Origin of the sequence: Streptomyces sp. OR43 (assembly GCF_008042275.1) — a bacterium.
In the GTDB taxonomy this organism is placed as follows: Bacteria; Actinomycetota; Actinomycetes; order Streptomycetales; family Streptomycetaceae; genus Streptomyces.
On the sequence record NZ_RDBK01000043.1, the window covers coordinates 4,595,096 to 4,617,283 of the forward strand.

Consider the following 22,188-nt stretch of genomic DNA (forward strand, 5'->3'; position numbering starts at 1 on the left):
GTTTTCTCCCCTTCGTCCCGGACCGGATTTTGAGCGGGGCTGCCGAGGTGGTTGGCTCAGCACACCCCGAACAACCGAGTGCTGGAGGAACAGCCATGGCGCAGGTCGAGGCCACGACAGAGCGGATCATCGCGGCGGACGCGGAAGCGGTGTTCGACGCGCTGGCCGACTACAAGGACGTCCGCGGCAAGGTGCTGCCGGGCCACTTCAGCGAGTACGAGGTCCGGGAGGGCGGCGACGGCGAGGGCACCCTCGTCCACTGGAAGCTCCAGGCCACCAGCAAGCGGGTGCGTGACTGCCTGCTGGAGGTCACCGAGCCCACCGACGGGCAGCTCGTGGAGAAGGACCGCAACTCCTCGATGGTCACGACCTGGACCGTCACCCCGGCCGGCGAGGGCCGGTCCAAGGCTGTCGTCTCCACCGTGTGGAACGGCGCCGGTGGCATCGGCGGATTCTTCGAGAAGACCTTCGCTCCCAAGGGGCTTGGCCGCATCTACGACGAGCTGCTGCAGAACCTCGCCGCCGAGGTGGAGAAGTAGTCTCCGGCGAAGCTGCCCGGCCTCACCGGTTCGGGTGGTCTTTTCGGCGCTCTGGTTGTGCGCCGTAGTGGCTCCCACCGGGGGATAAGCCCCCTGAGTGCGCCGTCAGCGCCCCCTCGTCGCGTTTGCCCTCACTTGTCGCTCAATGCGAGAAATGGGCGGCGGCAGTGCGATGAGGGGAGCGGCACGTGGTGGGTGGGATCACGCTGGTGAAGGACGAGCCCGGCGATACGGAGAGCACCGAGACGGYGCCCGCGGTGGTCCCGCCTCCGCCGTCGGCCGTGACGGAGCCCACCGCCCCGGCCCCCGCCGGTGACGGGGCCGTGGACCCCCGGCGCATCCGGCTCGTCTTCGTCGGGCTGATGCTCACGCTCCTGCTCGCGGCGCTCGACCAGATGATCGTGGCGACGGCCCTCCCGAAGATCGTCGGTGAGCTGCACGGCCTGGAGAAGATGTCCTGGGCGGTCACCGCCTATCTGCTCGCCTCGACCATCGGTCTCCCGATCTACGGCAAGCTCGGCGACCTCTTCGGCCGCAAGAGCGTCTTCCAGTTCGCGATCGTCGTCTTCGTCGTCGGCTCAGCGCTGGCCGGCTGGTCGCGCACCATGGACGAACTGATCGCCTTCCGCGCCCTCCAGGGCGTCGGCGGCGGCGGGCTGATGATCGGCGTCCAGGCGATCATCGCCGACGTCGTACCGCCCCGGGAGCGCGGCCGGTTCATGGGGCTCATCGGTGCGGCCTTCGGACTCGCGTCCGTGGCGGGCCCGTTGCTCGGCGGCTTCTTCACCGACCACGCCTCCTGGCGCTGGTGCTTCTACATCAACGTGCCGTTCGGCCTGGTGACCTTCGTCGTCATCACCGTCGTGCTGAAGCTGCCCAAGCCCACCGTCCGGCCCCGGCTCGACATCCTCGGCGCCGTGCTGCTGGCCGCCGCGTCCACCTGCCTCGTCCTGCTGACCAGTTGGGGCGGCACGGAGTACGCCTGGGGGTCGGGCACCATTCTCGGGCTGGCCGCCGGAGCTGCCGGAACGACTCTGCTGTTCCTCGCCGTCGAGTACCGGGCGCCCGAACCGATCATCCCGCTGCGGCTGTTCCGCGACTCGATCTTCAACGTCACCGCCCTGGTCGGCGCGGTCGTCGGCGTGGCGCTGTTCGGCGCCGCCAGCTATCTGCCGACCTTCCTGCAGATGGTCGACGGCGCCACCGCCACGGAATCCGGGCTGCTCATGCTCCCGATGATGGGCGGCATCGTCGGCGCCTCCGTCGTCTCCGGCCAGCTGATCTCCCGAACCGGCCGCTACCGGGTCTACCCGATCGCGGGCAGCGCCGTCTCGGCGGTGGGCATGTGGCTGCTGTCCCGGCTCGAAACCGACACCCCGCGCCTCGAATACAGCATCGCGCAGGCGGTCCTCGGCCTCGGCATCGGGCTGATCATGCCCGTGCTGGTGCTGGCCGTGCAGAACTCCGTACGCCCCGCCGACCTCGGCACCGCCACCAGTGCCAACAACTACTTCCGGCAGATCGGCGGCAGCGTCGGAGCCGCCGTGTTCGGCACGCTCTTCGCCGGACGGCTGGCCGACGCGCTCGCCGTGCGGCTGCCCTCCGGGACCGGTCTGCCCGACCCGGAGTCGATCACCCCGCAGCTGGTCCACGCGATGGAGCCCGCGCTGCGTGACGCCTACATCCAGGCGTACGCCGACGCGATGCCCCGGATCTTCCTCTACCTCGTGCCGGTCCTCGTGCTCGGCCTGTTCTTCGCCTTCTTCCTCAAGGAGAAACCGCTGGTGTCCCACCACAGCCCCGAAACCGCAGCCGAACCCGCGACCATCCCCTCAGCCCGCACCGACCCCGCCGCGCCCACCGCCGGCTACCTCTCCGGAGTGCCGGTCTGCGGCAGCGTCCAGCATCCCGACGGTACGAAGGTCCCGCGCGCCGCCCTCACCCTCATCGACGTCCAGGGACAGCAGGTCGGCAGAGGCGCCAGTGGGGACGAGGGACGGTACGCGCTGAGCGTGCCCGGGGCCGGTTCGTACGTGCTCATCGCCGCCGCGGGCGGCCACCAGCCGCAGGCCGTCAGCGTCACGGTCGGCGAACGGCCGGTGGAACTGGACGTGGTGCTCGGCGGCGCCGGACGGCTGGCCGGGACCGTCGTGACCGCGGACGGTGTGCCCGTACGCGACGCGGCCGTCACCCTGACCGACGTACGCGGCGAGGTCGTCGCCTCCACCCGCAGCGGGCGCGAGGGCGGGTACGTGATCACGGAACTGGTCGCCGGCGAGTACACCCTCGCCGCCTCCGCACCCGCCTTCCGGCCCGCCGCGCTTCCGGTCAGCGTGCAGGCGGCCAGGGAGACCCGGCAGGACATCGAACTGGCCGGCGGCGCCGTGCTGCGCGGGATCGTCCGGGCCAGTGGCGGGCGGCCCGTCGAGGACGCCCGGGTGACGCTCCTGGACGCGGCGGGCAACGTGGTCGACACGCTGACCACCGGCCCCGACGGCTCGTTCCGCTTCGTGGACCTGTCCACGGGCGAGTACACCGTGATCGCCGCCGGCTATCCGCCGGTCGCCACCGTGCTCCAGGTCGCGGGCGGCGGGCGCACCGAACGGGACCTCCAGCTGGGACACGAGGACTGACACACGGTGTTCCGTGTGCCGTCCGGATCACGCGGGTACGCGGGGCGCACCACCCCCTCGGGGGTGATTGTGCCGATGACCCGCGACACCGGTCGCGGGGCCGTACCGTGGACGCACGCATCGCAGAACCTTGCGGTGGGGAAGGAGCCTTCCACCCATGGACCTCGGTGTGCCGCCGCAGAGGACACCACAGCCGCACGACGCCGCGGCGGGCCGTGTGCCGCTCGCCGTGGTCGTCGTCGACGCGGACGGACTGGTATCGCACTGGTCGACCGGCGCGAGAAGACTCTTCGGGGTCTCCCGAAAGGATGCCGTCGGTTGTCCCGCGGAGGAACTCCTGCCGGTGACCGGGGCGTTACGGCGGCAGGGTGACCCGCTGCCGGACCGTGCGTACGCCGACTTCGGCCCCGAACTCGACAGCTCCCTCAGCGGGAGCGTCGTCTACCCGGCGGCGGGCCGGGCCCGCGTGGACGAACCGGACCGCGGCCGCATCGACGTGCTGTGGTGGGCCTATCCGCTGGTCGGCCCGGGCCCGGAGCGGCTGCTCGTGCTCGCGGCGGACGCCGGGCCGCTGCGGGGCGGCGGGGAGGGCGAGGGGCAGGGAAGCGAGACGGTCGCCCCCGGGTTCGCCCTGCACACCGACTTCCCCGGCTACCGGGAACTCTCCTCGCGGCTGCCCGAGATCCTGCCCAGCATGAGCGTGCGGGAGGCCACCAGGATCATCTCCCAGGTACTCGAACTGGGCTATCCCGTACTGGAGTTCAGCCGGCACGACCGGATCCCGGTGACTCCCGACTGGGGTGCGCCGCAGCGGGCCGGCCGGCGTCACGCCGACGGCCTGCAGGCCCGCGCCGGGGATGCGCCCGTCCCGCACGCCGCGCCACGCCCCGAACTGGACCTCGAGTACGCTGCGGTCCGCGAGCGGCTGGAGTTCCTCAACGAGGTCAGCGGCCGCATCGGCACCTCCCTCGACCTGGAACGCACCATCCGCGAGGTCACCAGCGCCGCCGTCCCCCGCTTCACCGACTTCGCCGGTACGCATCTGCGCGCCGCGGTCCTGGCCGGCGAGGGCTTCCCCGAAGGGCCGCCCGACGTCACGACGATCTGGCACCGCGTCTGGGTCGAGCACAACGACGAACCCGGCCGCTGGGACGACACCGTGCCCGTCGGCGAATCCATCGCCTTCCCCGAACACACCCCGTTCTTCCAGTGCATGGTCACCGGCGAGCCCGTGATCGTGCCCTACGTCAGCGAGGAGTTGAGCAACCGGATCTCGGGCGAGTTCGAGAAGCGCGACCTCCGGCCCCTCATCACGCACCGCTCGCTGCTCATCGTCCCGCTCAAGGCCCGTGACGTGGTGCTCGGTTTCATGGTGCTGATGCGCCGCCCCGGCCGCGAACCCTTCGACGACATGGACCGCACCACCGGCGCCGAACTCGCCGCCCGGGCCGGGCTCGTCCTCGACAACGCCCGCATGTACACATACCAGGAGAACGTCGCCGAGACCCTCCAGGACAGCATGCTGCCGCAGATCGAACCCCGCATGGCCGGCTGCGACATCGCCACCCGCTACCTGCCCGGCGCCCGGCTGGGCAGGGTCGGCGGTGACTGGTTCGACTCGGTGAAACTGCCCGGCTCCCGGACCGCGCTCGTCGTCGGCGACGTCATGGGCCACGGACTCAACTCCGCTGCCATGATGGGTCAGTTGCGGACCGCCGTGCTGACCATGGCCACCATGGAGATGCCTCCCGCCCAACTGCTCCGCAACCTCGACGACCTGGCCCGGCGGCTCGGTGAGCAGTACCTCGCGACCTGCCTCTACGCGGTCTACGACCCGATCCGCTCCGAGCTCCAGATCGCCAACGCCGGGCACATTCCGCCCGTACTGGTGCGGGCGGAGGACGGCCGGGCGGAACTGCTCGACCTGCCGACCGGAGCCCCGGTCGGCGTCGGCGGGGTCGCGTTCGAGACCGCCACCGTGCGGGTGCGCCCCGGCGACAGGCTGGTGCTCTGCACCGACGGCCTGGTCGAGGTGCGCGGCCAGGACATCGGTGCGGGGCTGGCCGCCCTCTGTGCCTCGGCCGCCCATCCCGCCGCGTCGATGGACGACGCCTGCGACACGATCATCCGGGCCCTGAACCCCCGGGGCGGCCGCAAGGACGACGTGGCCCTGCTGATGGCCCGGCTGAACGGAATCCCGGACGGCGACGTCGCCGCATGGCAACTGGCCCTGGACCCGCGCGAGGTGGCCCGGGCCCGCCGGCTGGTCCACGGCCGGCTCCTCGACTGGGACCTGCCCGACGCGGTGGAGGCGGCCGAACTGATGGTCAGCGAGCTCGTCACCAACGCCGTCAAGTACGGCCGGACCCATCACATCGGACTCCGGCTGGTGCGCACCAACGCCCTGCTCTGCGAGGTCACCGACGACGAGCCCGCCCCGGCCACGCTGCTCGACGCGGCCGCGGACGACGAGTCCGGCCGCGGGCTGGTCCTGGTCAGCAGCCTCGCCCGGGAATGGGGCACGAGCACCACGGCGCGCGGCAAGACCGTCTGGTTCGAGCTGGCCCTGTCCCGCCTCCCGCGCCCCCGGCCGAACGCGTGGTGAAGGACGTTCACCGGGGCCGTTGATGTGGTGCGCACCCTTGCCCCGGACGTCGCGGGGCGGTAGTCCGGTGCTGAGCGAAATGGGCTCGGTACGACCGGACTTGGGAGTGCGCATGGATGTGTCACAGCGATACCGTGAGTCGTGGGAGGGGTTCTGGGCCGCCACCTCGGACGAACCCGGCGAGGCGATCTGGGACGCCGATCCCTCGCTGAGCGCCGCACCGCACAGTGAGCTGCTCCTGCCGTACGCCGACCCCGCGCTGCCCGTGGTCGACCTCGGCTGCGGAAACGGCACCCAGACCCGCTACCTGGCCACCCGGTTCGCCCGTGCCATCGGCGTGGACCTCTCGCACGCGGCGATAGGCCACGCACGGCGGGCGGACCCCGCAGGCGTCGCAGAGTTCGTCCAGCTGGACCTCGTCGACGGTGACGCGGTGCGTGCCCTGCACGAGCGGATCGGCGATACGAACGTGTACATGCGGGCGGTTATCCACCAGAGCGAGCCCGAGGCCAGGCCCGCGGTCGCGGCGGCCGTGGCGACCCTGCTGGGGAACCGGGGCCGGGCGTTCGTCGCCGAACTGACCCCGGCCTCCCAGGACGTGCTGCGGCGGGCGGCGCAGGGCCCGGACGGTCCGCCCAAGAAGCTGCGGCGGGTCTTCGACCACGGGCTGAAACCGGCGAGCGCCACCGAGGAGGAGGTGCCGCAGGTGCTGCGGGCGGCCGGGCTCGTCACCCTGGACAGCGGGGACACGGCACTGCCGCAGACCGAGTACCTGCCCGACGGAACCCGGATCGACCTGCCGGCACGGTGGTTCGTCCTGGCCGCCCGCTGACCGGGCGCGCCCCGGCCCCGGGCGGGTCATCCGTCCGGGGCCGGTGGCGTCGTTCACGGCAGCAGCGGGGGCAGGACGGGGCGTTCGCCGAGGCGCTGAGCGGCCGGCCGGCGCGCCTCAGTGCCCGGTTCCCTCCCGTACGAGCGCCATCAGCGCCCGTGCTCCCGGGCTCAGCGCCTGAGCGGCGGGCAGCACCACCACGCTCTCGTAGTACGGCTGGTCCGCCCCGTCGAGGGCCACCGCCACCAGGCACGCGGCCTCGGGCTTGCGTGAGAAGTGGTGCGGAACCACCGCGATGCCGAGTCCCTCGCGCACGAGCTCCAGCAGGGTGTGGACGTCGTTGACCTCCAGTGCCACCGTGCGGCGCACCCGGGCGGCCGCGAACGCCTCGTCGGCCGCACGGCGCGGCCCGAAGTCCGGATGGAAGTCGATGAACGCCTCGCCGGCCAGCTCATCCCATCCGGCCCGGTCCGCCGGAGCCAGCCGGTGACCGGGCGCGCACAGCAGGACCATCGGCTCACGAGCCAGCGGGACCAGCTCGCCACGCCACTCCACGGGGGAGACCGTGGCCGCGAAGGCGATGTCCAGCCGGCCGGCGGCCACCCCGTCGACCAGGTTCGTCGTCCCCTCCTGGCGGAGCCGGATCTCCATGTGCGGGTGCTCGCGGTGGAAGGCGGCGAGCAGCCGCGGCAGATTCAGCCCGGCCACGCACTGCTCCACGCCCACCGACAGGGTCCCGCGCAGCAGTCCCCGTACGGCGTCGACGGCGTCCTTCGCCGCCCGTGCGCCCGCCAGGGTGCGTTCCGCCTCCACCAGCAGGGCGCGTCCGGCCTCGGTCAGCCGCACACTGCGGGTCGTCCTGCTGAACAGCGGCGTCCGCAGCTCCTGCTCCAGGGCCCGGACGGAGGCGGACAGGCCGGACTGCGACACGGCGACGCGCTCGGCGGCCCGGGTGAAATGCTGTTCCTGGGCGACGGCGACGAAATGTTCCAGCTGGCGCAACTCCATGATTGAGAAATATAGGTGCTGAATCCCAGCGGAATCTCCTGTTGGACTGCTGGATCGTTGTGCGCGAGCCTGGACCCCGCACGTCGTACCCCGTCGTGAACCGGAACGATCTCTCCCGTGGAGCCCCGCATGTACATCCCGTCCGCCGGCCGCTACCAGGACATGCCGTACCGGCGCACCGGGCGCAGCGGTCTGAAGCTGCCCGCCCTCTCGCTCGGTCTGTGGCACAACTTCGGCGGTGACCGGACACCGGAGTCGCAGGGGCAGATCCTCCGCCGGGCGTTCGACCTCGGCATCACCCACTTCGACCTGGCCAACAACTACGGACCGCCGCCCGGCTCCGCCGAGAGTGCGATGGGCCGCTCGCTGGCGACGGACTTCGCCCGGCACCGCGACGAGATCATCGTGTCCACCAAGGCCGGCTACCTGATGTGGGACGGCCCGTACGGGGAGTGGGGCTCGCGCAAGAACCTGCTGTCCTCGCTGGACCAGAGCCTCGGCCGCCTCGGCCTCGACTACGTCGACATCTTCTACTCCCACCGGCCCGACCCCGAGACCCCGCTCGAGGAGACGATGGGGGCGCTCCACTCGGCGGTGCGGCAGGGCAAGGCGCTCTATGTCGGCATCTCCAACTACTCGGCCGAGCAGACGAGGCAGGCCGCCCGGATCCTGAAGGACCTCGGCACCCCGCTGCTCATCCACCAGCCGCGCTACTCGATGCTGGACCGCTGGGTCGAGGACGGTCTGCTCACGGCCCTGGACGAGCTGGGGGTCGGCTCCATCGCCTACTCGCCGCTGGAGCAGGGCATCCTCTCGGACCGCTACCTCCGCGGCATCCCGGAGGGCTCACGGGCGGCGGGCAGCAGCCCGTTCCTGTCGGCCGACTCGGTCACGCCCGAACTGGTCGGCCGCCTCCGCGAACTGGACCAACTGGCCTCCGCGCGCGGCCAGTCGCTGGCCCAGATGGCACTGGCCTGGGTGCTGCGCGGCGGCCGGGTCACCTCCGCGGTGGTCGGCGCGAGCAGCGTCGCGCAGCTGGAGAACAGCGTCGAGGCGATCCGCAACCTGGAGTTCGGCGACAAGGAACTCGCCAGGATCGAGAAGCTGTTGAAGGGCGCGAAGCGCCGCTGAACCACGAAAGGGGCCGGCACCTCCGCCTTGCGGGGTGCCGGCCCTTTGCGTGCTGCTGCTGCCCCGTGCGGGCGGCCGTGTCAGGCGTCGTCCGCACGGAGCAGCAGGTGCAGGAGGCCCGGGAAGCGGGCCTCGAACTCCTCGCGGCGCAGGCGGTTGACCCGTTTGGCGCCCATGTCGCGCTGTTCCACCAGGCCCGCCCCGCGCAGCACCGAGAAGTGATGGCTGAGTGCGGCCTTGCCGACCGGCACGTCGAAGCTGCCGCAGCTGCGCGTCCAGTCCTCGGAGCCCGCCAGTTCCCGGACCAGCTGGAGACGGACGGGGTCGGCCACCGCGGACAGGGCGTCGAGGACCGAGACCTCCGCGGGGTCCGTGTGCACCGGCGCCGCGCGATGTCCGCTGCCCGCGGGCTGGTTGGGCATGTTCCGCTCCTCGCGTCCGTGACCCTTGCAGAGTGTTCGATGAATATCTTACACTCCGAGTGTTCGCTTTTCGTTGAACACATCTCTCCAGGGGCGGTTCTGTCATGCGTGCGATCGAGTTCAAGGAGTACGGCGGCCCCGAGGTACTGACCCTCGTCGAGAGGATCGCCCCCGAGCCCGGCCCCGGTCAGGTCACCATCGACGTCGCCTACGCGGGCGTCAACTTCGCCGATCTCAAAGCCAGATCCGTGGGATACCGGGTGCCCGAACTTCCCTTCGTGCCGGGCCTGGAGGTCTCGGGCCGGGTGCGGGCGCTCGGCGAGGGGGTCGAGGGCCTGACCCCCGGGCAGGAGATCGCCGCGTTCCTCGACGGCGGCGGGTACGCGGACGTGGTGGCGGCCCCGGCCGACACCGTCTTCCCGCTCCCCGCCGGTGTGAACCTGCGCACGGGGGCCACCCTCCCCACCGTGCTGCCGACCGCGCACGCCCTGCTGCACGAGGTCGGGCGGCTGCGGGCCGGCGAGAGCGTGCTGGTGCAGGGCGCGGCCGGCGGAGTCGGCACCGTGGCCGGGCAACTGGCCAGATCCGCGGGGGCCGGAGCCGTGTACGGCGTGGTGTCCTCGGCCGCCAAGGCCGCGTACGCCCTCGACCACGGCTACGACGAGGTGTTCCTCGGCGACACCTTCCCGGACGAGGTACGCCGCGCCACCGGCGGCAGGGGCGTCGACCTGGTGCTCGACCCGGTCGGCGGGGACACGCTGCGCCGCGGCGTCGACGCGCTCGCCGTCTTCGGGCGCCTGGTCTCCTTCGGCAACGCGAGCGGCGCACAGCCCTGGAGCGTCGGGCAGGGCGAGCTCTACCCGGGCAGCAGGTCGGTGGCCGGCTTCTCGATCCTGGAGCTGGCCGCGAGCGACCCCGCCACTCTGCGTACCGTCGCGGAACGTGCCTTCCGTGCCGTCACCGACGGGCACGTCGACCTCCCCGTGACGGCCGAGTTCACCCTGGCCGAGGCAGCCGAAGCGCACCTGCTGATGGAGGGCCGCACATCGACCGGCAAGCTGGTCCTGCGTATCGGCGGCTGAGCGGTCCCGTTCCGCGCCCCTGATCACGGACCCCGGAAGGTGCACGCAGATGAAGATTCTGGTCGTAGGAGCAGGAGCCACCGGTGGCTACTTCGGAGCCCGGCTCGCACAGGCGGGCAGGGACGTCACCTTCCTGGTCCGTCCGCGCCGCGCCGCGGTCCTCCGCGAGCGGGGCCTGCGCCTCACCGGGCTGGGGGAGGAGGAGACGCTCACGCCCCGGCTCGTCACCGCGGACGAACTCGCCGGCCCCTACGACCTGGTGCTGCTCTCGGTCAAGGCCACGGCCCTGGACCGGGCCCTCGACGACATCGCGCCGGCCGTCGGACCGGAGACCGCCATCGTGCCGCTGCTCAACGGCATGGCCCACCTGGCGCGGCTGGGCGACCGGTTCGGTGAGAAGGCGGTGCTGGGCGGCGTCGCCAGGGTCATCACCACGCTGAACGCCGAGGGCGACATCGTGCGGCTCGCGCCGGTCGCCGGGCTGACGATCGGCGAGCAGCGGGGCGGCACCTCGGAGCGGGCCGAGGCGATCACCGCCGTCCTCGGCGTCGAGGGCATCGACGCGCGCCGGACCAGCGACGTCGTCGGGGCGATGTGGGGCAAGTGGGTGTTCATCAGCACCCTGGCCGGTCTGACCTGCCTGATGCGCGGCACCGTGGGCGATGTCCGCGCCGTCCCCGGCGGGCCGGGTTTCGTCACCGCCCTCCTGGCCGAGTGCGCCGCTGTCGCGGCCGCCGCGGGCCACCCGGTGCGGGAGACGGAACTCGACGCCGTGGCCGCGATGCTCACCGCGGAGGGATCGCCCCTCACGGCGTCGCTGTACCGCGACGTGACCCTGGGCGCACCGACCGAGGCCGAGCAGGTTTTCGGCGACCTCGTGGACCGGGCCCGGCGCCTGTCCGTCGACACGCCGCTGCTCGGTCTCGTCACGCTGAACCTGCGCGTCCACGAGCACCGCACCCGTTCCGCCGTCTGAGAATCCAGGGCCCGCACACCAGGTCGCGCGGCCGTCAATGGTGTGGACCTCTGGAGAGGAGGGCCGCTCTGGCCTGCACGTTCTGTGGCGCGTACCGTGTGGCAGCATGAAGATCCTCGTCAGCGCCGACATGGAAGGCGCCACCGGTGTGACCTGGCCGGCCGATGTGCTGCCCGGTACACCCCAGTGGGAGCGCTGCCGCTCCCTGTTCACCTCCGACGTCAACGCCGCCGCGCTCGGCTTCTACGACGGGGGCGCCGACGAGGTGCTCGTCAACGAGGCTCACTGGACCATGCGCAACCTGCTCCTCGAGCAGCTCGACGACCGGGTCCAGATGATCACCGGCCGGCACAAGTCGCTCAGCATGGTGGAGGGCATCCAGCACGGTGACGTCGACGCCGTGGCCTTCATCGGCTACCACACGGGCGCCGGCACGGAGGGCGTCCTGGCCCACACCTTCCTGGCCAACTCCATCACCGGCGTGTGGGTGAACGGGGTCAGGGCCAGCGAAGGACTCCTGAACGCCCATGTGGCCGCGGAGTACGGCGTTCCCGTCGTCCTCGTCACCGGCGACGACCTGACCTGCGTGGACGCGGAGCTGTACGCCCCCGACGCCCGGACGGTCGCCGTCAAGGACTATGTGTCGCGCTACGCCGCGGTCTGCCGCACTCCCGCCCGTACCGCCGCCGACATCCGTGCGGCGGCCAAGGAGGCGGCGGGGCTCGCCGGGCGGTACACACCGGTGGACGGCGGCCCGTTCACCGTGGAGCTGGAGTTCGACGCCGAACACCTGGCCGCGGCGGCCACGGTCGTACCCGGCACGGCGCCCTCCGGCGAGAGGCGTGTCGCCTACACCAGCGCGACGATGTACGAAGGTATCCGCACGTTCAAGGCGGTGACGACCATCGTGTCGTCCGCCGTGGAGGAACAGTATGGCTGAGGCGAGCATCCCCCAGGACAGTGTCGACGAGCTCGCGCTCGACGAATCGGTGACGTTCACCTCCGAACTGATCCGCATCGACACCACGAACAGGGGCGGCGGCGACTGCCGCGAACGCCCCGCCGCCGAGTACGTCGCCGAGCGGCTGGCCGCCGCCGGGCTCGAACCGGCGATGCTGGAGCGCACGCCCGGCCGCACCAACGTCGTCGCCCGGATCCCGGGCACCGACCCGTCGGCCGAAGCGCTCCTGGTCCACGGCCACCTGGACGTCGTGCCGGCCGAGGCCGACGACTGGACCGTGCACCCCTTCTCCGGCGAAGTGCGCGACGGGGTCGTCTGGGGCCGCGGCGCCATCGACATGAAGAACATGGACGCGATGGTTCTCGCCGTCGTCCGGTACTGGGCCAGGGCCGGCATCCGCCCCCGCCGCGACATCGTCATCGCGTACACCGCGGACGAGGAGGCCAGCGCCGACGACGGCTCCGGCTTCCTCGCCGATCAGCACGCCGCACTCTTCGAAGGGTGCACGGAAGGCATCAGCGAGTCGGGCGCCTTCACCTTCCACGCCGGACCGAACATGCCGCTCTACCCCATCGCCGCGGGCGAACGCGGCACCGGATGGCTCAAGCTCACCGCCCACGGCAAGGCGGGGCACGGCTCCAAGGTCAACCGCGCGAACGCGGTCAGCGCGCTCGCCGCGGCCGTCGCCCGGATCGGCGACCACGAATGGCCGGTGCGCCTGACCCCCACGGTCCGCGCCGCGATCACCGAGATCGCCGCCCTGCACGGCATCCACCCCGACCTCGACGCCCCCGGCTTCGACGTGGACGAACTGCTCGGCAAGATCGGACCGGCCGCCGACCTCGTCGCGCCCACCGTCCGCAACAGCTCCAACCCGACGATGCTGGACGCCGGTTACAAGGTCAACGTCATTCCCGGCCACGCCACCGCCTACGTCGACGGCCGGATGGTCCCGGGCGGCGAGGACGAGTTCCACGCCACGCTGGACCGGCTGACCGGCCCCTCGGTCGACTGGGAGTTCCACCACCGTGAGGTGCCTCTCCAGGCACCGGTCGACTCGCCCACGTTCGCCAAGCTCCGCTCCGCCGTCGAACGGTTCGACCCCGACGGCCACGTCGTGCCGTACTGCATGTCCGGCGGCACCGACGCCAAGCAGTTCTCCCGGCTCGGCATCACCGGCTACGGCTTCTCGCCGCTGAAGCTGCCCGTCGGCTTCGACTACCAGGCCCTCTTCCACGGCGTGGACGAACGCGTCCCCGTCGAGGCGCTGCACTTCGGCGTCCGGGTCCTGGACCACTACCTGCGCACCGCCTGAACCACTCGGGGGAACCGACCATGACATCCACTGAGGCCTACGGAAGCTGGCCGTCACCGATCGACGCCGCGCTGGCCGCCTCCCGCGACGGCCGGCCCGAGTACGTCGGAGCGGTCGGCGACGAGCTGTGGTGGACGGAGCCGCGTCCGGCCGAGGCCGGCCGGCGCGCCCTGATCCGCCGCGCGGCGGACGGCACCACCACGGAGCTGCCCGCGCCGTGGAACGTCCGCAGCCGCGTCATCGAGTACGGCGGGCGGCCATGGGCCGGCACCGTACGCGCCGAGGGCGGCCCGCTGATCGTCTTCGTCCACTTCGACGACCAGCGGCTGTACGCCTACGCCCCCGACGGCCCCCGCGAGCCCTGGCCGCTGACGCCCGTCTCCGCGACCGGCGGCGGACTGCGCTGGGCCGACCCGAGGCTGCACCCGGACCGGGGACCGGCGGGCGAGGTCTGGTGCGTCCTGGAGGAGTTCACCGGCGAGGCGCCCACGGACGTGCGCCGGGTCATCGCCGCCGTGCCGCTGGACGGATCGGCGGCCGGTGACCGGTCGGCGGTACGCGAACTCTCCGACGACCGGCACCGGTTCGTCACGGGCGCCGAGGTCTCGCCCGACGGGCGGCGCGCGGCCTGGATCGCCTGGGACCACCCGCGGATGCCGTGGGACGGCACCGAGGTGATGCTCGCCGACATCGGCGAGGACGGCACCTTCCACCACGCCCGGAGTTTCGTGGGCGGCCCGGAGGAATCCGTACCGCAGGTCCGCTGGGCCACCGACGGACAGCTGCTGTTCGCCAGTGACCGCAGCGGGTGGTGGAACCTCTACCGCGCCGACCCCGACAGCGGCACCGTGGCCGCACTCTGCGCCCGCGAGGAGGAGTTCGCGGGTCCGTTGTGGAAGATCGGGCTCAACTGGTTCTGCGCCCTGGACAACGGGATGATCGCCGCACTCCACGGCAAGGGATCCACCACCCTCGGCATCCTCGACCCGGAGACGGGCGAGATCGTCGACATCGCCGGGCCCTGGACCGAATGGGCCGAGACCCTCGCCGTGCAGGACACCCGCGTCATCGGCATCGCGGCGAGCCCGCGCAGCGCGTACGAGATCGTGGAGCTCGACACCGCGACCGGGCACACCCGGATCATCGGCGCGCCGCACGAGGACGCGGTCGACCCGTCGTACTACCCGGAACCCGCCGTCCGTACCTTCACCGGCCCCGGCGGCCGGGAGATCCACGCCCAGGTGTACCCGCCGCACAGCCCCGACCGGACCGGTCCGGACGGCGAGCTGCCGCCCTTCGTGGTGTGGGCCCACGGCGGTCCGACCGGCCATGCCGCGCTCGTGCTCGACCTGGAGATCGCCTACTTCACCTCGCGCGGCATCGGCGTCGCCGAGGTCAACTACGGGGGCTCCACCGGCTACGGCCGGGCCTACCGCAACCGGCTGCGCGGGCAGTGGGGCGTCGTCGACGTCGAGGACTGTGCCGCCGTCGCCGGGGCGCTGGCCGCCGAGGGCGCCGCCGACCCGCAGCGGCTCGCCGTCCGCGGTGGGAGCGCAGGGGGCTGGACGAGCGCGGCCTCGCTGACGGGGACGGACGTCTACGCCTGCGGCACGATCATCTACCCCATCCTGGACCTGACCGGCTGGGGCACCGACGAGACCCACGACTTCGAGTCGCAGTACCTGGAGTCGCTGGTCGGCCCGCTCGCCGAGGTCCCCGACCGCTACCGGGACAGGTCCCCGATCAACCGCACCGACCGGCTTACCACCCCCTTCCTGATCCTCCAGGGGGAGGACGACCCGATCTGCCCGCCCGTGCAGTGCGAGCGGTTCCTGGCCGAGGTGGAGGGGCGCGGCATTCCGCACGCCTATCTCACGTACCCGGGCGAGGGCCACGGATTCCGGCGCGCGGAGACCATGATCAGCGCGCTGGAGGCCGAACTCTCCCTGTACGCGCAGACGTTCGGCATCGACCGTGGCGACGTGCCGCGGCTGGAGCTGAAGAAGTGACCGCCGACGGTGTGGCCCTGGCGCCCCTGGTCCGTCCCGCCCGACTGCGCCCGGGCGCCCGGGTCGCCGTCGTTTCCCCGAGCGGACCGGTGCCCGCCGAACGGCTGGAGGCGGGCCTCGACCTCCTGCGCGGCTGGGGACTCGAGCCGCTCGTGATGCCGCATGTGCTCGACGTGCACCGCGAGTTGGAGTACCTGGCCGGCGCGGACGAGGCGCGGGCCCGGGACCTCCAGGACGCCTGGTGCGATCCGTCCGTCGACGCGGTGATCTGTGCCCGCGGCGGTTACGGAGCACACCGGATGGTGGATCTGGTGGACTGGACGGCGATGCGGGCCGCCGGGCCGAAGGTGTTCGTCGGCTACAGCGACATCACCGTGCTCCATGAGGCGTTCGCCCTGCGGACCGGGCTCGCCACGCTGCACGGCCCGATGGTGGGTACCGAGACCTTCCTGAAGGACCCGCGGACCCAGGACGCGCTGCGGTCCACCCTGTTCGAGCCCGAGACGGTCATGACCCTGGGACTCGACGACGCGAGGGCCCTGGTGCCGGGGCGGGCCAGGGGCATCACGTACGGCGGCTGCGTCAGTCTGCTCGCCGCCGACCTCGCCACCCCGCACGGCCGTACCTCGGCCCGCGGCGGACTGCTGGTCATCGAGGACACCACCGAGGATCCGTACAGCATCGACCGCATCCTCACCCAGCTGCTGCGGGCCGGGGCGCTCGACGGCGTGGCCGGGGTGGTCTGCGGTTCCTGGGCGGGCTGCGGGCCGTACGAGCGGGTCCGCGCGGTGCTCGCCGACCGGCTCGGCCCGCTGGGTGTGCCCGTCGTCGAGGAACTCGGATTCGGACACGGCCCCACCGGGCTGACCATTCCGCTCGGGGTGCCCGCCGTGCTGGACGCGCCGGCGGACGGCGGCCGGGCCACCCTCACGGTCGAGGTGCCGGCGCTGGCCTGAGCGAACGGAACACGGCGAAGGCCCCGGCAGCGCGCCGGGGCCTTCGCCATGTCCGGACTCCGTACCCCGGGCGCCCCGAACGGGGCCGGGATGCGAAGAAGCTGAACAACCTTCAGGAAACGCTGTCCTGGACGTTGACACGGCTATGACCTGTGTCACAGCATGAGCGCGGCCCAGTACTTACCGGTCGGTAAGGTGTCCTCGGTGTGGAGGTCCTCGTGTCGCGTGCTGTCCCCGGTTCCCTCTTCCGGTCCCGGTCGAAGTCGTCGAAGTCGCTGTCCCGCAAACCACTCGCCCTCGTCGCCGGGGCCGTGCTCGCCGCACCCCTCGCGCTCGCCGGCACCGCCCAGGCCACCACGGCCGCCGCTTCCGCATACACCGTCACCCCGCTGAAGTTCACCGTCTCCGCGGGCGGCCGCTCCTGCACCGTGGACGCCGACCTCTACCGCCCCGCCGGAGCCGACGCCCTGCATCCGGTGCCCGCCGTCCTCGCCACCAACGGCTTCGGCGGCAGCAAGTCGGACGGCTCGACCGACGGCATCGGCAAGGCGTTCGCCTCGCGCGGCTACGCCGGACTCGTCTACTCCGGGCTGGGCTTCGGCAAGTCTGGCTGCCTCATCACGCTCGACGACCCGGAGACGGACGGCAGGGCGGCAGCCGCCCTCGTCGACTTCCTCGGCGGGACACGCGCCGCCGACGACGGCACCAAGGCCGACTTCGTCACCCAGGACGGCCCCGGAGACCCCACGGTCGGCATGATCGGCGGCTCGTACGGCGGAGCCATCCAGATGGCCACCGCGGCCGTCGACCCCCGAGTCGACGCCCTCGTCCCGCTCATCACCTGGAACGACCTCGGCTACGCGCTCGCCCCCAACAACACCGGCGCGACGCATGGGGTCTCCTCCGACACCGCCGGCGTCTTCAAGTGGCAGTGGACCAACGGCTTCTACCTGATGGGGGAGGGGCAGACGATCCTCGCGCCCAGCCTCGACCCGTCCCGCTTCGGCAGCCTGAACTGCCTCCACTTCGCCGCGCAGGCCTGCGACACCATCCGGCTGCTCAACTCCGGCCGCTACCCGGACGACAAGGCCGCGGCGATGCTCGCCTACGCGCGCAGCGTCTCGCCCGTCTCGTACCTGAACCGCGTCAAGGCGCCCACCCTGCTGATCCAGGGGCAGGCCGACAGCCTGTTCAACCTGAACGAGGCCACGGCCACGTACCGGGCGCTCAAGGCGCAGGGCACCACGGCCAAGATGATCTGGCAGGCCTGGGGGCACAGCGGCGGCCAGGCGGAGGGCGAACTCGACCTGGGCCAGGGCAATCTGGAGAGCAGCTACGTCGGTGGGCGCATCCTCGCCTGGTTCGACCGCTACCTCCGCCACGAGACGGCGACGGACACCGGACCGGAGTTCGCGTACTACCGCGACTGGCAGAGCGGCTACGGCACCGCGGGCGCCGTCCCCGGCCTGACGCGCACGATGTACCTCTCCGGCGACGGCAAACTCGTCGACAACCGCGCCAAGGTCGCACGCGGCAGCCGCCAGTACACCAACTGGCTGATCCCCACCAGCCACTCGGAGAGCTCGCTCGCCGGGCTCATCGGACTGCCCGACCCGAAGCCGTACGACACCAAGGGCACCTACCTCGGCTGGACCAGCGCCCCGCTCGGCTCGGCCGTCGATGTCGTCGGAGCGCCGAAGGCCACGCTGAAGGTCGTCTCGCCGAAGACGGAGCGGGTGCAGAACAGCGGCGACGCCGCCGACAAGCTCGTCCTGTTCGCCAAGGTGTACGACGTCGCGCCGGACGGCGGCAGGACACTGGTGAACCGGCTCGTCTCACCGGTCCGGGTGCCGGACGTGACCCGGCCCTTCACCGTCCAGCTGCCCGGCGTCGTCCACCGGTACGAGGCGGGGCACCGGCTGGAATTCGTGATCGCCGCCAGCGACAGCGCGTACTTCGGCAACCGCGGCATCAAGCCTGTCACGGTCGTCAGCGCGCCCGGGGACACCGGAGTGCTGGAGCTGCCGGTGGTGGGCGGTACGGGGGACTGACGCGGTAGTACGGGTCACGGCCGTCACCCGAATGGCCGTACAGCACCGCCCCCGGGCACCCGGACGGAGTCATCCTGGTGCTCCGGGGGCGGTGGCGCATCAGACCCAGGGAAGGGGCTGCTTCATGAGCCCGAAGGATGTGTCGAGCGGCAGCAAGAGTGGCACGGGTGCGTTCACACCCGCCCGCATTCTCGTCATCATCATCGCGGTCCTGTCCATCGTGTTCATCGCGGAGAACACCGAAGAGGTCGAGGTCCGCCTCATCGTCCCGCTGGTGACCATGCCGCTGTACGTGTGGCTGATCGTGATGTTCCTGGCCGGTATGGCCTGTGGGGCGTACGTCTTCCGCAGGCGCACCAAGTAGCGCCGCCCGCCCCGATCATTCCGGGCGGCGACGATCTAGGCTGGCCCGATGTCCGACACGACCTACCTGGCCCAGGGGCCGCGCGCGGCGATCCGCCCCTTCACCCACGGCGATGCGGGCGAGTTCACCGCCCGGGTCCGGGAGAGCCGTGAACTGCACCACCCCTGGCTCTTCCCGCCCGCCTCTTCCGATACGTACGCGGCCTACGCGGGGGCGCTCATCGAGGACCCGGCCAGGGCCGGGTTCCTGGTGTGCGAGCGCAACGGCACGGCCGGGAGTCCGGACGGCGGCGCGATCGCCGGGTTCATCAACATCAACAACATCGTCATGGGCGGATTCCGCTGCGGCGCCCTCGGCTACGGCGGCTTCGCCCACGCGGCCGGTCGCGGCCTGATGAGCGAAGGGCTCGGCCTGGTCATCGGGCACGCCTTCGGACCGCTCGGTCTGCACCGCCTGGAGGCCAACATCCAGCCCGGCAACGCGGGTTCGATCGCCCTGGTGCGCAGGGCGGGATTCCGGCTGGAGGGCTTCTCGCCCGACTTCCTGTTCATCGACGGGGCCTGGCGCGACCACGAGCGCTGGGCGGTCACGGCGGACATGCGCTGACGCGGATGCCGTGGGCGCCGCGCGCCTCAGCCGGCCGCCGCGGTCTGCGCGTCGAGCGCGGCGAACAGCCAGTCGTGCGCGGTCCCGGGGGTCGGCTCGGGCGGACCGCCGGGCGCGGAGATCACGTCGGCCGTCAGCTCCCAGTACCGGTCGATCCGTGGGTCGGCGGCGAGCTGACCGGTGAGCAGGCGACGGAAGGCCGGGGTGTCCCGGCTGCCGTACGCGCTCGCGTACGCGTCCACGAAGCTGTCCAGCTCCTCGCCGGGGCGCGGCCCCGCCCCCCGGCGCAGCTGGGTGCCGGCCAGCTCGTACGCCTGCGCGAGGCCCGCGTACAGGACGGCCGGAGCACGGGAACCCGTGGCCCTGTGGGCCTCGGGCTGGGGCTGCCCGGCGCCCGGGCAGGGACGGGTCACAAGGGCGTGCAGCCGGGCGAAGGCGAGCACCTGGGCCGGCTCGGGGGCGTCGGGCGGCTGGGGCACTGCCACCTCCAGGAACGCGGCCGTCGCCCGGGCCGGCATCCGCGGCGGCAGCCAGGCACGCCAGAACCGGGCCAGCGAGGCCGTGCTCGGCGGTGTCGTCACCGCCCCGATCAGACGCAGCCGGTCGGCCCGCTCCCCGGGCGGGCACTCCAGCACCAGCCGCATCCCCGCCTCCCGCCAGCGCAGGGCGGTGAGCTGCGAGCCGAGTGCGCGCAAGTGCCCGGCGACGGCGTCCTCCAGCACACCGTCCGCCCCGTCCCCATCCTCGTCGAGGACGCGGCGTACCTCGCGCACCGGCAGACCGAGGGTGCGCAGGGAGCGGAGCAGCCGCAGCCGGCCGAGCGCTTCGGGACCGTAGCGGCGATGTCCGCCCGCGCTGCGGGAGGCCTCCGGCAGCAAGCCGTTGTCGGAGTAGAAGCGGACGGCCTTGACGGTGACGCCCGCGCGCTCGGCGAGTTCGCCGATGCCGCACAGGCCGTCGTGCGAGGTGAACACTTGAACCTCCCTCTGAGGGAGCTTCTACGGTACCGGCGAGGGCGGCCGGGACAGGGGGCCCGGACCGCCGACGACGCATCGCCAAGGAGTGGACCATGACCGAATTCATCCTGGTGCCCGGCATGTTCACCGGCGCACACGTGTGGGAGGAGACCGCCGCGCACCTGGTCTCGGCGGGCGCCGGGGTCCACACGGTGGCCCTGGCCGGGCTCGGCGGCCCGCGCGGCGGCGCGGCGGACGCCATCGACCTGGACACGCACATCGAGGACGTCCTCGCGGTGATCGACTCGGTCGCCGCCGGAACCGGCCACGGGGACGGGATCGTCCTGGTGGCCCACGGCTACGGCACCTACCCGGCGCTGGGCGCCGCCGACCGGCGTGCGGAGCGCATCGGCCGGATCGTCTGCCTGGACACGGGCCCGGGGCAGGACGGAGCGCCGGCCCTGGCCACCGTGCCGGACCCGGCACTGCGCGAGGAGCTGGCCGGCCGGGCCGGTGCGGAAGGGACCGGCGAGGACCTCGCTCCTCCGGCCCGCGACGCGTGGCGGTACTGGGGCAGTACCGCGGGCATCCCCGAAGCGGCGCTGGACCGGCTCACGGCCCTCGCCTCGCCGCAGCCCCTGGGCACCCTGCTCCAGCCGCTGCGGCTGACCGGGGCGGCCGGTGCGCTGCCCGTCACCGGTGTGCTGTGCGACGCGAACGGTTCGAGTATCGCGATGGTCCAGCAACGGGTGGACTTCGGTGACCCGGCTCTTCTGCCGCTGGCCGGTCCTCAGGTCTCGTTCTTCGAACTGCCCACCGGACACTGGCCGATGCTGTCCCTCCCGGCCGAACTGGCCGACGTCCTGCTGCGCGCGGCCGCAGGCGAAGGACACCACCTCGTTCCGCCGGGATCCGGCGAACCCCCGGCGCACCTGCGGCCGTTCGTGGTGGACGTGCCGGAACACCCGCGCGAACGGAACGGGAACGTCGACCTGTACCTGCCGGACGCCGAGGGTCCCCGGCCGGCGATGGTGTTCGTGCACGGCGGCCCGGTTCCCGAAGGAGCCGACCCGACCCCGCGGGACTGGCCGCTCCTGCGGGGGTACGCGCGGTACGCGGCCGCGACGGGCCTGGTCGGCGCGACACTCGACCACCGGCTGCACGACATGGCCGGCTACCCGCGCGCCTCCGCGGACGTGGCGGCGGCGGTGGAGCTGGTCCGGGCCGATCCCCGGGTGGACGCGGACCGGATCGCGCTCTGGTTCTTCTCGGGCGGCGGCCTGCTCTCGGCCCCCTGGCTGAGCCGGCCCCCGGCCTGGCTGCGCTGCCTCGCGGCCTCCTACCCGGTCCTGGCCCCGATTCCCGCCTGGGGGCCGGTGGACAGCGCGTTCCGTCCGGCGGACGCGGTGGCGGGAGCGGGCACCCTGCCCCTCGTCATCACCCGGGTGGGGCGGGAGATGCCGGGGATCGCCTCCACGGTCGAGGAGTTCCTGACCGCGGCCACGGAGTACGGGGCGGACACCGAGGTGATCGACGTACCGAACGGCCGCCACACCTTCGACGCACTCGACCGGACGGAGGAGTCGCGCGAGGCGGTGCACCGCGCGATGAGCTCGGTGCGGGGACACCTGTCCGCCTGAGGCGCCCGTCCGCCTCAGGCGCCTCCCAAAAGGTGCGGGTCCGCCGCGAGCGGGATAGGAAAGGTGGGACTGCCGTCACGGAGCCCGGTCCGATTTCCTCGA

The 22,188-nt window shown here is 72.3% G+C and carries 18 protein-coding genes; 15 read left to right on the forward strand and 3 right to left on the reverse strand.

The annotated features are described in order from the left end of the window. Positions 1-95: 95 nt before the first annotated feature. From EAO72_RS39740 to EAO72_RS39755, 4 genes are all read left to right on the forward strand, one after another. On the forward strand, positions 96-539 hold the full coding sequence (locus EAO72_RS39740) for an SRPBCC family protein (RefSeq protein WP_148021837.1): 444 nt from the start codon (positions 96-98) through the stop codon (positions 537-539). Positions 540-727: 188 nt separating this feature from the next. Continuing rightward, positions 728-3,172 carry an MFS transporter gene (locus EAO72_RS39745; RefSeq protein ID WP_148021838.1) on the forward strand — a complete coding sequence of 815 codons (2,445 nt, stop codon included), beginning with the start codon at positions 728-730 and terminating at the stop codon, positions 3,170-3,172. 157 nt (positions 3,173-3,329) lie between these two features. Further along, positions 3,330-5,777 (forward strand): ATP-binding SpoIIE family protein phosphatase, encoded by a 2,448-nt coding sequence (locus EAO72_RS39750; protein WP_148021839.1) that lies wholly within the window; start codon positions 3,330-3,332, stop codon positions 5,775-5,777. A 112-nt stretch (positions 5,778-5,889) separates the two neighbouring features. After that, on the forward strand, positions 5,890-6,609 hold the full coding sequence (locus tag EAO72_RS39755; protein WP_148021840.1) for a class I SAM-dependent methyltransferase: 720 nt from the start codon (positions 5,890-5,892) through the stop codon (positions 6,607-6,609). A gap of 117 nt (positions 6,610-6,726) precedes the next feature. On the opposite strand, the gene EAO72_RS39760 is transcribed toward EAO72_RS39755, so the two are convergent. Beyond that, positions 6,727-7,617: a LysR family transcriptional regulator gene (locus EAO72_RS39760; protein ID WP_148021841.1), complete on the reverse strand. Its 891-nt coding sequence runs from the start codon at positions 7,615-7,617 to the stop codon at positions 6,727-6,729. A 129-nt stretch (positions 7,618-7,746) separates the two neighbouring features. Here EAO72_RS39760 and EAO72_RS39765 point away from each other — a divergent pair, with 129 nt between their 5' ends. Then, positions 7,747-8,748 carry an aldo/keto reductase gene (locus tag EAO72_RS39765; protein WP_148021842.1) on the forward strand — a complete coding sequence of 334 codons (1,002 nt, stop codon included), beginning with the start codon at positions 7,747-7,749 and terminating at the stop codon, positions 8,746-8,748. Between the two features lie 80 nt (positions 8,749-8,828). Here the strand turns inward: EAO72_RS39765 and EAO72_RS39770 are convergent, their stop codons facing one another. Further along, on the reverse strand, positions 8,829-9,170 hold the full coding sequence (locus EAO72_RS39770; RefSeq protein ID WP_148021843.1) for an ArsR/SmtB family transcription factor: 342 nt from the start codon (positions 9,168-9,170) through the stop codon (positions 8,829-8,831). 104 nt (positions 9,171-9,274) lie between these two features. Between EAO72_RS39770 and EAO72_RS39775 the strand changes: the two genes are divergently transcribed. The 9 genes from EAO72_RS39775 (at position 9,275) to EAO72_RS39815 (ending at position 19,490) form a co-directional block, all read left to right on the forward strand. After that, positions 9,275-10,252, forward strand: a complete 978-nt coding sequence (locus EAO72_RS39775; protein ID WP_148021844.1) for a quinone oxidoreductase family protein — start codon at positions 9,275-9,277, stop codon at positions 10,250-10,252. A gap of 49 nt (positions 10,253-10,301) precedes the next feature. Next, positions 10,302-11,228, forward strand: a complete 927-nt coding sequence (locus EAO72_RS39780) for a ketopantoate reductase family protein (protein ID WP_148021845.1) — start codon at positions 10,302-10,304, stop codon at positions 11,226-11,228. Positions 11,229-11,334: 106 nt separating this feature from the next. Then, a complete protein-coding gene (locus EAO72_RS39785; RefSeq protein ID WP_148021846.1) occupies positions 11,335-12,168 on the forward strand; it encodes a M55 family metallopeptidase in 834 nt (277 codons plus the stop codon). Further along, positions 12,161-13,504, forward strand: coding sequence for a M20/M25/M40 family metallo-hydrolase (locus EAO72_RS39790; RefSeq protein ID WP_148021847.1), 1,344 nt, complete (start codon positions 12,161-12,163; stop codon positions 13,502-13,504). Before EAO72_RS39785 ends, EAO72_RS39790 begins: the two co-directional genes overlap by 8 nt. 20 nt (positions 13,505-13,524) lie before the next feature. Further along, positions 13,525-15,513, forward strand: coding sequence for a prolyl oligopeptidase family serine peptidase (locus tag EAO72_RS39795; RefSeq protein WP_148021848.1), 1,989 nt, complete (start codon positions 13,525-13,527; stop codon positions 15,511-15,513). An 11-nt stretch (positions 15,514-15,524) separates the two neighbouring features. Continuing rightward, entirely contained in the window at positions 15,525-16,469 is a 945-nt protein-coding gene (locus EAO72_RS39800; RefSeq protein WP_148022299.1) for a S66 peptidase family protein, read from the forward strand. Positions 16,470-16,744: 275 nt separating this feature from the next. Beyond that, positions 16,745-18,520, forward strand: coding sequence for a CocE/NonD family hydrolase (locus EAO72_RS39805; RefSeq protein ID WP_148022300.1), 1,776 nt, complete (start codon positions 16,745-16,747; stop codon positions 18,518-18,520). Between the two features lie 124 nt (positions 18,521-18,644). After that, complete coding sequence (locus EAO72_RS39810; RefSeq protein ID WP_148021849.1) at positions 18,645-18,884, forward strand: LapA family protein; 240 nt, start codon at positions 18,645-18,647, stop codon at positions 18,882-18,884. A 48-nt stretch (positions 18,885-18,932) separates the two neighbouring features. Next, complete coding sequence (locus tag EAO72_RS39815; protein ID WP_148021850.1) at positions 18,933-19,490, forward strand: GNAT family N-acetyltransferase; 558 nt, start codon at positions 18,933-18,935, stop codon at positions 19,488-19,490. Positions 19,491-19,516: 26 nt separating this feature from the next. Here the strand turns inward: EAO72_RS39815 and EAO72_RS39820 are convergent, their stop codons facing one another. Beyond that, a complete protein-coding gene (locus EAO72_RS39820; RefSeq protein WP_148021851.1) occupies positions 19,517-20,464 on the reverse strand; it encodes a helix-turn-helix domain-containing protein in 948 nt (315 codons plus the stop codon). A 95-nt stretch (positions 20,465-20,559) separates the two neighbouring features. On the opposite strand from EAO72_RS39820, the gene EAO72_RS39825 reads away from it, so the two are divergent. Then, positions 20,560-22,086 carry an alpha/beta fold hydrolase gene (locus EAO72_RS39825; protein WP_148021852.1) on the forward strand — a complete coding sequence of 509 codons (1,527 nt, stop codon included), beginning with the start codon at positions 20,560-20,562 and terminating at the stop codon, positions 22,084-22,086. Positions 22,087-22,188: the final 102 nt, after the last annotated feature.